The sequence below is a fragment of the Candidatus Frankia nodulisporulans genome, from assembly GCF_902806475.1.
Classification (GTDB): Bacteria; Actinomycetota; Actinomycetes; order Frankiales; family Frankiaceae; genus Frankia; species Frankia umida.
Map to the genome: position 1 here is coordinate 1 of NZ_CADCWS010000129.1, position 11,865 is coordinate 11,865.

Sequence of the window (11,865 nt, forward strand, 5' to 3'; positions counted from 1 at the left end):
GGTCGATCCGCCGCCGGCCGTCCCCTCGCTGCTCGATCCGCCACTGATCGATCCGCCACTGATCGGCCCACCCCTGGTCGGCCCACCGCCGGTTGACGCCGATCTGCCACCGGCTGTCCACCCGACGAGCGGATCGCTGCCCGTCGAGCAGCCGGCCCGTCCGGCCCCACCGGCAGCACCACCGCCCACGGTGACACCACCGACTGTCACCCCCGTCGTGGGTCCACCGCCCGCCAGTGCGCAGCCGCCCGGTTACGCCCCGCCCGTCCGACCGTGGCCTGTCGACGCCGAACCACCCGCGCCCATGGGGTCGACCGAGGCAGAGGCTGGCTCCACCGCGGACACCGCTGTGGAGCCAGCGAGCACCGTGGCGCCGACACGCACCGTGCAGCCCGAGGCCGCTGGCCCGACGGGTGCCGCGAGCTCCGTCAGGCCCGCACGCGGCGTGATTCCCGAGGCCACGAACCACGGTGAGACGAGCGCGCCGACGCCGAAGCATCGGCCCGGCTCGCGTCATCTGCCGGTCTCGGAGCCGTCCGGACCGCAAGCCACCGGTCCGGTGCCGGAGCCGCAGGACGAGGTCCCGGTCCGGCTGTCCATCCGGGATCGCTCCCGTCTTCCGCTGCCCGGGTCGTGGCGGATCGCCGTGACCTCGCTGTTTCCGTACTCGGGAACGACGACCCTGGCCGGCGTGATAGGCCTGACCCTCGCCGGCGTGCGCGCCCAGCCTGTTCTCGCGGTCGACCTGTGGCCGGGCGAACCCGACCTCGACACCGGCCCCGGCCCGGCCGGCACCGCGAGCGCGGCGGCCGCGTCCACCGAGGAGGACGAACCGCGCGGCGATCCGCTGACCAGCCGCGTCGGCTCCGCGGGGACGACGACGGTCGCCGATGTCATCCGCCACCAGGTCGGGGACGGGTCGCCCGCCGAACTGCGGCTGCTGATCGGCGGGCAGCGTTCGGGCAGTGCCCGGGACCTCGACGTGCTGCCCATGCGACGCGACGCCGGCCATCTCGCCCGGGAACTGCCGGGGGGCACCGGGACGTCCGCGACGCTGCCCGTCGTGCATGGCTCCGACGAGCCGACCGTGACCGCCGGCGGCCTGCGTTCGACGTTGGGCATGCTCGCGCACTCGTATCCGTTGGTCCTCGTCGATGCTCCGACCGACGCGCCCCTCACCGACGTCGCCGTACAGGCGGCCGACCTTGTGGTGCTCGTCACCCTTGCCACGGCCGCGGACCTCGAGGCGACCGTGATGCGACTGCGCGCGTTCCGGGAAAGTGCCGGTGACCGTCCGGCCGCGGTGGGGCCGCTGGTCGTCGCGGCCGTTGTCGCACCTCGCCGAGGACGCCCGTCGCCGCGCACCCGGGCCGGCGCCGCTCGACTCGGACGCCAGGTCGATGCCCTGGTGCGGATTCCCTACGACCCGCGGTTGGACCCGAGCCGGCACACACCCGTCCGAATCCCGCGGCTACGGCGGCGGACCCGGCGTGCATACCTGCGCCTTGCGGCGGCCACCATCGAAAACCTCTTCATCCTGGCAAAAGCCGAGGTAGGAACACCGAAAGCAGTGGGCCGGAAGCCAGGCACACCCTCACCTGGCACTGTCGACCTGATCACGAAGCGTGCGCAGACTGACCCCACCAGCGGCGTACCGACCACTACCGAGGATCACGGGGCACCGATGGGCGTATCATTCGGCGACCTACGGTCACCCACGGCCCCCTCGCGGATCGCCGGACCGGATCGTCCGGGCGGAGACCTGCCCGCGAGAAAGGAACCGCGATGATCCACGACGCCGCCTACGTCAAGGCGACCGTCTACCTCGCCGTTGAGGTGAAGCCGGATGACTCGAAAGCGCCTGGCATCAACGCGCTGAAAGACCTGGTCAACGGCCTGGCCGCCTATGCGGTCATCGCCGCTGTTGCGGCCGTGTTGCTAGGCGGTATCGCCTGGGCGCTCGGCGAGCGGATGGGCCTCGAGCGCGCCTCGTCGGTCGGAAAGAGCGGGGTCATCGCGGGCTTCGGCCTGGCATTCCTCGTCGGCGCCGCCGCCGCCTTCATCAACTTCTTCCTGGTCACCGGCGCAACGGCCACCGCACCAGAGCCCAACATCAGTGACCTGCGCCCACCCGCCGTCGAAGTCTCCGCTGCCGCTGACCCCGGCGTGGTCCATGCCTCAGCGTCAACGCTGTTCTGACCGGATCCCCGGGTATCCGCGGGCGGACATTGCGATGATGGTCCTGCCGTCGTGGAAGGGGAGTGGGCGTTGCCGGGCGTAGCCGAAATCGTGGCCAGGCGGCTGATCATCATCGTCGTAACCGCAAGCGCGTTGAGCGCACTCGCCGGTGTCGTGATCGGCCGCTACGGCCTCCCGTACAACCCCAAGTCTCCTGACACCGCCTCAGTGCAACCGTCGCCGAGTTCGGGCGCAACGCCCACCCCCCAGGTTTCAGCAAGTACTCAGGTGCTCGTACCTGCCGCATCAGCTACGGCCGCCCCGGATGGCTCAGCCGCCGACCGCAGCCAGGTTCCTGGAATCCCCACTCGGATCAATCAATATGGCATTCCAGTCGGCTACCCGCGTACACAGGCAGGAGCCGTGAGTGCATGCGCCAACTATGATGCCATCAACGGCAGCCTGCGTAACCGCGAGCCCACCTTGATCCGAAATATGTACAGCTCGATTGCGACACCAGATGCCGCCAAAAAGATTTCAGATATAATAATTTCTAACGACAAAGAAAGCGCGAAAGCATACGGGGTTCCCTCCATCCAGACACCAAATTTCACTCTGATTGGACGTGCGACCGGATATTCGGTCCAAGCGTACGATGAGAATGAAGCAAAGGTCACCATCTGGGGAATCATCGGCTTTGGTATCTACGGCAACTCCAATCCCGACCTAGCGCCGCGAGAAGGATGGGGGACGGATGATTGTCATGTCATCTGGAGTGACGGAGACTGGCGCCTAGCGGACGCGAGCGACGGTCCCGCGAGTCCCGATATAACCGAGCGCGCTGCTGAAGGTTTCAAGGAATTTCTACTAGTCGGAGCTGGCCGTGACTAAAGGTAATGAAGTCGTCGCCGCATCCCTTAGCTCCCTGAATCCCCTGAACCCGCTAAAGCGCGCGATCACGGGGAGTGTGGAAGCCTACTTCGATTCTATGGGGCAGGCTTTCTGTGGGATGGCGGCAGATCTCTCCAGTGCCGTGTTCAGCTTTGCCGCACAGAAGACGTCGATCAATCTCAGCGCAGATTATGTTGTAAAGAACTACAACATTGCGTTCGGGATTGCGGTGCTGGTCGTCACGGGCCTGTTCCTGTGTGCGTGCATCATGGGTGCGGTCCGGGGTGACCCGCATCTTTTCACCCGAGCGGCGGCATCGACCGGTACGGCGCTCATTGGGTCCTTCATCGCGCTCGCGTTGCTTCAGATGATCCTGACCGCGGCCGACGGGATGGCGGAAGCATTCGGCGACGGAAAACCGCTGGGCAACGACCTGGTGACCCAGCTGCGGGCGCTGCCGGAACAGGGCAACTTCGCGCTTGATCTCGTGTTGTCCCTGCTGGTGGCGATGTTCTCCTTCGCCCTGTTCGTCGTGCTCTACATCCGCAAGGTCGCCATCATTGTGATGGCGGTTTTCATCCCGCTTTACCTGGCCGGGCAGCCGACGATGTCCACCAGCGGGTGGATCAAGCGGGCCACCGAGATGCTCCTGGCACTGATCTTCGCCAAGCCCGTCATCTACGCGATTTTCGCGCTGGGCGCGGGGATGGCGAGCGACTCCACCGGATCGCTGGTTGACCAGACACTGACGATCCTCAGTGGCACGGTTGTGATGATCGCCGCGGTGTTCGCGCCGTTCGTCCTCATGCACCTGATGGGCTTCGCCGACGTGCATCTGATGCGTGCGGTCGGCTCGGCCGGTCGGCGTAGTGCGGCGTCCTTCGGTCAGGGTGCGGGGGCGCTGCTTGGTTCGTCGTCGCGGGAGACCTTCCGCGGTATCGGCGCCCGCCTGCAGACCCGCAACCGGGGAATGCTCGGCGATGGCGGTGGCATCGGTGGTGGCATCGGCACGCAGCCAGGACTTGCCCGGCCGGCGGCCCTGCGCAGCGGTCGGGGCGTCGGCGGATCGGCGCTGGGTGCGCCGGTACGTCCCGGCACGGCCACGGCCAGCGTGCGAGGCAGCGCCGGACGGCCACGGACCGGCAGCCCGGCGGCGGTCAGGACCGGCGGTGGCGGCCGGCCCGCGATCGCGGCCAGTGCCGCCACCACACGGCAGCCCGCCCGAGCGGGAGCCGGGGTGGCCGCCCGCACCGGCGGAGGCTCCGGGGCCGCGGCGCGTTCCGCGGGGACGACCACCCGGGTGGCCGCGACCCGCGGTGCCAGCCCGGCGACCACCACGGCGCGTCCGGCGGCCCCCGCCGCGTCCCGGGCGCCCAGGGTTGGCGCGCCCACACCACCGACCCGCACCGGCGGCAAGTGACCAGGCCCCGAACACAGGCTCACACGTGGGCAGGTAGACAGCCCGGAGCACCGGCCCGGGCACAGGCAGGAACATGGGCCGGAGCGCCGGCCGGAACAATGCGGTGGCGAGCGGCGAAGGAGCAAGTGAGGTAGTCGATGGTCTCGGAACGCAGTTACCGCTTCGGGCCGCTCGAGCGCGGCGGTGTCATGCTCGGCATGCGCTGGCCGCAGCTCGGCCTGATGATCGTCGTGATGCTGTGCGTTCTCGGCGCGCTACGCTCACCGCTCATCTTCGTTCCGGTCTGGGTACTGCTCTCACTGGCCCTGCTGTTCGTCGCGTTCGTCCGGGTGGAGGATCGTAACCTCGACCAGTGGGTGCCGATTCTTTTCGGCTTCACGATGCAGAAGGTGACGGGCGAATCGGTGTTCCGCGGCGCGTTCTTCCGGCTCGGTTCCGAGGACGACCAGCTCAGTCGTACGGTCCTACCCGGGCCGCTGTCCTCCCTGGTGATGCTGTCCGTGCCCGTGGGCGGTGGGCGCTACGTCGCCATCGTCAAGGATGCGAAGCGGCAGACCTACACCGCGGTGCTGCAGGTGCGGGGCAGCCAGTTCGCGTTGCTGGAGTCCGGGGATCAGCAGGCCCGGGTCGATGCCTGGGGTGAGCTGCTCGCCGGGCTCACCGCCGGTGGCGGTCGGCTCTCGCGCATCCAGTGGCTGGAACGGACCCTGCCCGACTCCGGTGACCAGTTGCAGCGGCACTGGCGGGTCCGCGGTCACCACGACGACTCGTGGGTCGCCAACGCCTACCAGCAGGTGATCGACGCGGCCGGGCCGGTCGCCCAGCGGCACGAGACCTACCTGTCGTTCCAGTTGCGCGCCAAGGACGCCCGCCGTGCCATCCAGCGGGCCGGCGGCGGGGACCAGGCTGCCTGCGCCGTCCTGCTCGGTGAGCTGCGCACGATGGAGGCGGCGCTGGCCCGCGCGTCCATCAGCACGGTGGGCTGGCTGCCGCCACGGGCACTCGCCGCTGTCATTCGCACCACCTACGATCCGTACTCGATCGAGATGATCGACGCCCGGGGTGGTGCGAGCACCGACCTCGCCGGTGGGCTCAAGGGCCTCGCGTCCGGCATCGACCCGGCCGTCGCCGGGCCGGTCCGCACGGTCACCGCCTGGGATCACTACCGCACCGACTCCGGTTACCACACCACGTACTGGATCAACGGGTGGCCGCGTGTTCCGTCGCCGGCGGCGTTCCTCGCCCCGCTGCTGATGGAGACCACCTGTCGGCGTACCGTTTCACTGATCGTGGAGCCGCTCCCCGGGCGTAAGGCGGAGAAGTCGGTGAACCGTCGACGGATGGCTCACCTCGGTGAGCAGCAGATGCGAGACAAGGTCGGCAAGGTCACGACCCAGCGGGATGTGGCCGAGGCCGATGAGGTCGAACGTCGCGAGCAGGAGCTGATCGCCGGTTTCGGCGCGTTCCGCTTCCACGGGTTCGTCACGGTCTCCGCCGACGACCTTGATGGTCTCGCCGACGCCTGTGGCGAGGCCGAGACCCTGGCTTCCCGCAGCCGCCTGGAGATGGTGCGCCTCGTCGGCGAGCAGGACCAGGGCTTCAGTGTCGGCGCGCTACCGCTGGCAGTAGGAGTGGCATGAGCCCAGCGCACGACAACCGCACCCCCCTCGACGGCCCGGACGGGTACGGCGCCGGTGCCGGTGCCGGTGCCGGTGCCGGCGACCAGTATGCGGACGACGACGAGTACTGGGACGGCGACGCGGATGACGTGATCGACCTCGACGGCCTCGACCCCGACGGCTACCAGATGGCGGCCTACGAGGCCGCCTCCCACGATCCGGGACGAGACGCCGAGGGTTTCGTCGATCTGGGTGGCGGCCCGCGCCGTCCACGCGGCTCAGCTCGAGGGCAGCAGGCCGCGCCGCGCCGCGGCCGTCGGGCGGAGAAGGCCGCGGCCGCCGCGGAGAAGGCGGCGATGCGCCGGGCCCAGTCGGCGCTGCGCCGCGGCGCCCAGCCACCGCGCATCATGGGCCAGTTCGCCGGGCGTAACTACCACAAGCTGCGGTTGCCCGCGCACATGGAGACGACGGCGCAGATCGCCGGCATCTACCCGTTCGTTGTCGACTCGGGGCTCGACGCTCCCGGGATGTACATCGGCCGGCATGTCTGGTCGGGCAACTCGTTCGACTTCGACGTGTTCGAGCTCTACCGCCAGCAGGTCATCGAGAACCCGAACTTCGCCGTGTTCGGCGCGGTCGGTTCCCGCAAGTCGGCGCTGCTCAAGACGCTGATCTCGCGGGGTGCGGCGTTCGGCTACCAGGCGGCGGTGCCCTGTGATCCCAAGGGCGAGTACACCCGGCTCGCCCGCCGGCTCGGCTGCGAACCCACCTACATCGGCCCCGGCATGTCGACCCGGCTCAACCCGTTGGACGCCCCGCCGCGACCGCGTGGCATCGCCGACGCCGACTGGGCCCGTGAGGTCAAACGAGCCCGGTCCGCGCTGCTGTCGTCGCTGATCGAGACGGCGAAGGGCGTGCCGCTGACCCCGGCCGAGCACACCGCCGTCGACCTCGCACTCGACGTCGTCACCCGGCAGATCACCGGCGCCGACCCCGAACGCTGGGCCACCCCGCTGCTGCCCCACGTCCTCGAGGCGATGACCGACCCCACCGACGCGGACTGCGTCGACCTGCCGATGACCGCCATCGAGCTGCGCGACGCCTCCCGGGACGCCACCCTCACCCTGCGCCGGCTCACCCATGGCGCGCTCGGCGGTCTGTTCGACGGGCCGACGACGTCCCCGTTGGACTTCGACCGGCCGATCGCGGTGCTCAACCTGGAGCGGGTCCAGGGCAGCGACGAGATGCTCGCGCTGATCATGACCTGTGCGCAGGCCTGGATGGAAGCGGCGTTGATGCGCCAGGACGGCGTGCAGCGTTACGTCGTCTACGACGAGTGCTGGCGGCTGATGCGCTTCGCCGGGCTTGTGCGCCGGCTGTCCGCCCAGCAGAAGCTCGCCCGCCAGTGGGGATGCGCGAACGCGATCGTCGCGCACCGCATCTCCGACCTGCTCTCCGCCTCCCCCGACTCGGTGGAGATCGCCAAGGGTCTGCTCGCCGAGACCGCGATCCGCATCCTGTACAAGCAGGCCTCCGACCAGATCTCCGACACCCAGGAGGCGCTGGGCCTCACCGATGTCGCCGCTGACCTGCTGCCGCGGCTCGACCCGGGGTTCGCGCTGTGGCTCATCGGCGCCCGGGCGTTCTACGTCGAGCATGTCGTCAGTGACCTGGAGATCCCGGTCGTGCTGAACGGGTCGAAGATGCACGGCGAGGTCGACGACACCAACCTGACGCCGGACGACCTCGACCCCGCCGAACTCGACCCGCCCGACCTCGGGGCCGCCCTGTCACCCGGCCCCAGCGCGTTCGGCACCGCCGCGTTCAGCGACGGTGCCGGGGTCGGCCAGCTCGCCGATGGTGCGGTCGCGGGCCGCGGGGACCATGACCAGGGGGACCATGACCAGGGGGACCATGACCAGGGGGACCATGACCAGGGGGACCATGACCAGGGGGACCATGACCAGCCGGACGCCAGCGGCGAGCCGTACCCCGGCGGTTACGGTTACCCGTCGGTGGAGCCCAGTTCCGCGGGCTGACGCAGCCGTTCGACCGACAGCGCCGACGGCGGCGGCCAGTCCAGCCCGATCGGGTTGGGCCAGGTGAATCCGCCGCCGACGGCGACCCGCTCGGCTAGCCCGTAGAGGGTCTCGTACAACTCGTCGCGTTCCGGCCGGGTCAGCACCCGGTACGGTCCGGCGGCGAGCAGGTCGGTCACGTTCTCGATCTCGGCGCTGGCCTGGGCGCCGAGCGAGGTCAGCGAGCCATCCGGATGCAGCCAGCCGCGGCCGGCCAGGCCGCGCACCGCGGCGGCCCATTCCCCTTCGCTCCAACCACGCGACATCCGCGACTGTTCGGCGGGGCTGCGTCCCGTCGCCGAGGCGAGCACGAGCGCCTCGCACGGCCCGACCTCGGAGCGCACCAGAGCGGCGAGATGCCCGTCCCCACGATGCTCACGCAGGACGGTCAGCGCCTGCCACAACGCCAGATGCGGCTCACCGGGGATGGGCAGCGCGGCGTTCGCGGCCGCCATCGGCCGGCCCGCGGTCACCGCGGCGGCGGCAGCCCGGCCGGCGAGCTCCGCCGCGCGGCGCACCGCCGCCCCGGTCGCCTCCAGCCCCCACAGATCGCGTAGGACGTCGTCCATCGCCGCCAGGCGTGCGTCGAGCAGCCGCGCCGGCGACGAGTAGGCCCAGACATCCGGCACGGACCTGGCGATCCGCCGGGGGGCGAACGTGTAGAAGGTCGCGGTGATCGCCGCGGCCGAGGCCGCGCCGAGCGGCGCCGCCCGCATCCCGACATAGCTCATCCAGAATCCGTGACAGCCGGCCTCCGCGCCGAACCGGGCCACCGCCGGATGGAAGTAGATGACCGCGTGAATCGGTTCGGCCACCTCCCAGATCCGACGCGCGTCGTTCGCGAACGCCGCGCCGAGCTCGTCTCGCTGTCTGCCGTCGCCCATGCAGTCCTCCCGACCGTGAGTCCTTTTCAGACTCCCCCGCGGCGGCGGGCCTATGCCAATGACGGCAGGCACCGTCGGGCACCGATCGGCCGGTCCAGCCGCGGCCCCGGGCCGCATCCAGCGGGAACGTCCCGGAAACGCGATCGAAACGACCCTGGCCCGGCAACCACTCAGGTGCCGGGCAGCGGGCCGTCAGTGCTGGAAGGTCACCCGCAGCACCGCGCGGGCCAGTGTGTGGAAGGCCAGATTGAACCCGACGACGGCCGGCGTCACCTCGTCGTTGATCTCCAGCTTGGGGACGTCGACGGCATGCACGGTGAACACGTAGCGGTGCGGCACATCGCCCTGCGGCGGCGCGGCACCCTCGTAGTGCTTCGTCCCCGGGTCGCTACGGACGTGGTAGGCGCCGGCCGGCAGCCCGGAGAGGTCACCGCTGCCCGCGCCGGTCGGCAGTTCGCCGGTGCCGGCCGGCAGGTCGACGAGGACCCAGTGCCAGAAGCCGCTGCCGGTCGGCGCGTCCGGGTCGTAGCAGGTCACCACGAAGCTCTCGGTCTGCTCCGGGGCGCCGGACCAGGTCAGCTGCGGGGAGATGTTCTGCCCACCGGCGCTGTCATGCACCTGCGCGGTCGGCATGGCAGCGCCGTCGACGAGGTCGGAGCTGGTGACGGTGAACGTCGGGCGCACGGGCAGCACGTCGTACGGGTCCGGGGCGGTGCCGCGGTCGAGCAGGGCCATGGTCTTTCCTTTCGCTGCGCGCTTCACGGTGCGCGCGTCGATGACAATCCGGAGACAGGCTCGTTATCTGCCGGTTCTACGCTGTGGATGAGGCGGTCGACACCAGCGGTGTGACCAACGGACGAGAGGCAACCGTGAAGCTGGTCACCGCAGTTCTGCGCCCGTACCGGGTCGACGACGTCCGCGTCGCACTCGGCACCTTCGGTATCCAGGGTATGACAATCAGCCAGGTCACTGGTTTTGGTACGGAGCTGTGGCGCACCGAGACCTACCGCGGCCGGCGCTTCCACGACGAGTCCGTGCTGTCGGTACGCCTCGAATGTGTGGTCGCGGATACCGATGTCGAGGACGTGCTCAGCATCATTCAACGCGTGGCGGCGACGCCGTCGAGCGGGGCGGGCAAGATGTGGGTGCTGCCGGTCGACTCGCTGACCCGGGTACGCACCGCCGAGCGTGGGACCGACGCCCTGTAGGCCCGACACCGGGTAGGCCCACCGTCGACCCACCTCCGACGGGGGTGAGACGATCGTCACATTATCGAAAATCCTGTGCGCTACCTGCGTCTCTGCGTTCGAATATCTGCGGCACCCGCCCCGGTCGGGCGACAGTCCCGCGCCAAGCCGATACGGTTGATGAGTCCCGGCGGGCGTCCCGCCGACTCCCCCCGTATCGGTGTGGAGCCCGCCGGGACCCGAAATCCGCTGCCTCCCGCGAGCCCCGGCTCGTCGCGGAGGCTTTTTCAGCGCGCCATCAGGGACACAGTGCTAGTTGCGGTACCCGGCAGAGTGCCGACCGCCGCCGCCACTCCCACCACTCCCACCGCCACCGCCACGCCGCATCCGCATCGTGGTGGACGAGTCGAACGGCTGCCCATGCAGCTCCGGCTCGAGCGGCTCGAGCGGTTCCACCATCTGCGCACCAGCACCGTTCGCACCAGCACCATTCGCGGTACCCGGCGCGTCGGCGTCGTCCCGCCAGTCATCGCCCGCCGGGGCGGCCGGGCCCGCGCCGGTGGCGGGCGGGCCGGCCTTGGCGCGGCGGCGGCGCGCGCGCAGCATCTCGATGCCCATCGGCAGCACCGAGAAGGCGACCACGAGGATGAGCATCGCCTCGATGTTGTCGTGAATGAAGTCGACCGAGCCCAGGAAGTAGCCGAGCAGGGTGATCCCGCAGCCCCAGAGCAGGCCACCAATGACGTTGTAGATCGCGAACACCCGGTAGTTCATCCCACCGACCCCGGCGATGACCGGGGTGAAGGTCCGCACAATCGGAACAAACCGCGCCAGCACGATCGACTTGGGGCCGTTCTTCGCGAAGAACTCGTTCGCCTGCTCCAGATGCTCGCGCTTGAACAACCGCGAGTTCGGCCGGCTGAACAACGACGGTCCTATCCTGTGCCCGATGAGATAGCCCACCTGGTCACCCGCCACGGCGGCCAGGCCGATGAGGATCACCGCCACCGGCAGCGGCGTGGAGACCTCGTCCCGGGAAATCAGCATGCCAACGGTGAACAGCAGCGAGTCACCGGGCAGGAAGAAGCCGATCAGCAGGCCCGACTCGGCGAAGACGATCAGTAGGACAATGAGCAGACCCGCCTTGACCAGGCTGTCGGCACTGAGCGCATCTGGTCCGAGAGCGAGCGTGTTCGACGCCAGTGTGGTCACGAGAGCGGGCCTCCGCCGGTTTCGGGACGACGGGATGAACGAACTGTTCCGACCGCGGCAACCACCGGCCGCCGCACCGCACCCGCCTGCGGACACCGTAAGGGTATCCACCCGTTGCCCGTGACCGGCCATCGCCCATGGGCATCTGACCGAGATCCACAGAAGCTCCACAGCTTCGGCTCCGCCCGGGAGCACCGCCCGCACCTTCGGTGGCAGCGAAGATCCGCCCGCCGAGACGCTGGCGAGATGCCGGCGGGTACCGGCGGTCACACCGCCCACGGCTGACTCGTTCCGGCCCCGATCGGACACCAACCAGACACACCGGCCAGTGGCCAACGAGATCACTCGGACCAGCACCAACGGTGCAATTCGCGATCCGGGTTACCTGGATCAGGG

The 11,865-nt window shown here is 69.6% G+C and carries 9 protein-coding genes and 1 pseudogene; 7 read left to right on the forward strand and 3 right to left on the reverse strand.

Annotated elements, in window-relative coordinates; all coding sequences use genetic code 11:
• The 6 genes and pseudogenes from G6R24_RS12865 to G6R24_RS12890 form a co-directional block, all read left to right on the forward strand.
• Nucleotides 1–1,789: pseudogene (locus tag G6R24_RS12865) on the forward strand (hypothetical protein); the annotation flags it as partial.
• Complete coding sequence (locus G6R24_RS12870) at nucleotides 1,786–2,199, forward strand: DUF6112 family protein (RefSeq protein ID WP_163549492.1); 414 nt, start codon at nucleotides 1,786–1,788, stop codon at nucleotides 2,197–2,199. The pseudogene G6R24_RS12865 and the gene G6R24_RS12870, both read left to right, overlap by 4 nt.
• Nucleotides 2,200–2,250: 51 nt before the next feature.
• Complete coding sequence (locus tag G6R24_RS12875) at nucleotides 2,251–3,069, forward strand: DUF8175 domain-containg protein (RefSeq protein WP_225438467.1); 819 nt, start codon at nucleotides 2,251–2,253, stop codon at nucleotides 3,067–3,069.
• Between the two features lie 118 nt (nucleotides 3,070–3,187).
• Nucleotides 3,188–4,489, forward strand: a complete 1,302-nt coding sequence (locus G6R24_RS12880; RefSeq protein WP_476727355.1) for a TrbL/VirB6 family protein — start codon at nucleotides 3,188–3,190, stop codon at nucleotides 4,487–4,489.
• 137 nt (nucleotides 4,490–4,626) lie between these two features.
• Nucleotides 4,627–6,129: an SCO6880 family protein gene (locus G6R24_RS12885; protein ID WP_163549494.1), complete on the forward strand. Its 1,503-nt coding sequence runs from the start codon at nucleotides 4,627–4,629 to the stop codon at nucleotides 6,127–6,129.
• A complete protein-coding gene (locus G6R24_RS12890) occupies nucleotides 6,126–8,147 on the forward strand; it encodes a conjugal transfer protein TraC (RefSeq protein ID WP_420840662.1) in 2,022 nt (673 codons plus the stop codon). Before G6R24_RS12885 ends, G6R24_RS12890 begins: the two co-directional genes overlap by 4 nt.
• Here G6R24_RS12890 and G6R24_RS12895 read toward each other — a convergent pair.
• Nucleotides 8,114–9,070 carry an SCO6745 family protein gene (locus G6R24_RS12895; protein WP_163549495.1) on the reverse strand — a complete coding sequence of 319 codons (957 nt, stop codon included), beginning with the start codon at nucleotides 9,068–9,070 and terminating at the stop codon, nucleotides 8,114–8,116. The genes G6R24_RS12890 and G6R24_RS12895 overlap by 34 nt on opposite strands.
• A gap of 192 nt (nucleotides 9,071–9,262) precedes the next feature.
• On the reverse strand, nucleotides 9,263–9,805 hold the full coding sequence (locus G6R24_RS12900; RefSeq protein WP_163549496.1) for a YbhB/YbcL family Raf kinase inhibitor-like protein: 543 nt from the start codon (nucleotides 9,803–9,805) through the stop codon (nucleotides 9,263–9,265).
• Between the two features lie 134 nt (nucleotides 9,806–9,939).
• Here G6R24_RS12900 and G6R24_RS12905 point away from each other — a divergent pair, with 134 nt between their 5' ends.
• The gene (locus G6R24_RS12905) at nucleotides 9,940–10,278 is read left to right on the forward strand and encodes a P-II family nitrogen regulator (protein WP_163549499.1); all 339 of its coding nucleotides are present in this window, start codon (nucleotides 9,940–9,942) and stop codon (nucleotides 10,276–10,278) included.
• Between the two features lie 291 nt (nucleotides 10,279–10,569).
• Here G6R24_RS12905 and G6R24_RS12910 read toward each other — a convergent pair whose 3' ends face one another.
• Nucleotides 10,570–11,469, reverse strand: coding sequence for a DedA family protein (locus G6R24_RS12910; protein ID WP_163549497.1), 900 nt, complete (start codon nucleotides 11,467–11,469; stop codon nucleotides 10,570–10,572).
• Nucleotides 11,470–11,865 lie beyond the last annotated feature (396 nt).

What these genes read in the sequence shown, in the direction of transcription:
- G6R24_RS12870 (WP_163549492.1), top strand. Translation starts at nt 1,786, where the DNA reads ATGATCCACGACGCCGCCTACGTCAAGGCGACCGTCTACCTCGCCGTT.
- G6R24_RS12880 (WP_476727355.1), top strand. Translation starts at nt 3,188, where the DNA reads ATGGCGGCAGATCTCTCCAGTGCCGTGTTCAGCTTTGCCGCACAGAAG.
- G6R24_RS12885 (WP_163549494.1), top strand. Translation starts at nt 4,627, where the DNA reads ATGGTCTCGGAACGCAGTTACCGCTTCGGGCCGCTCGAGCGCGGCGGT.
- G6R24_RS12890 (WP_420840662.1), top strand. Translation starts at nt 6,126, where the DNA reads ATGAGCCCAGCGCACGACAACCGCACCCCCCTCGACGGCCCGGACGGG.
- G6R24_RS12895 (WP_163549495.1), bottom strand. Translation starts at nt 9,070, where the DNA reads ATGGGCGACGGCAGACAGCGAGACGAGCTCGGCGCGGCGTTCGCGAAC.
- G6R24_RS12900 (WP_163549496.1), bottom strand. Translation starts at nt 9,805, where the DNA reads ATGGCCCTGCTCGACCGCGGCACCGCCCCGGACCCGTACGACGTGCTG.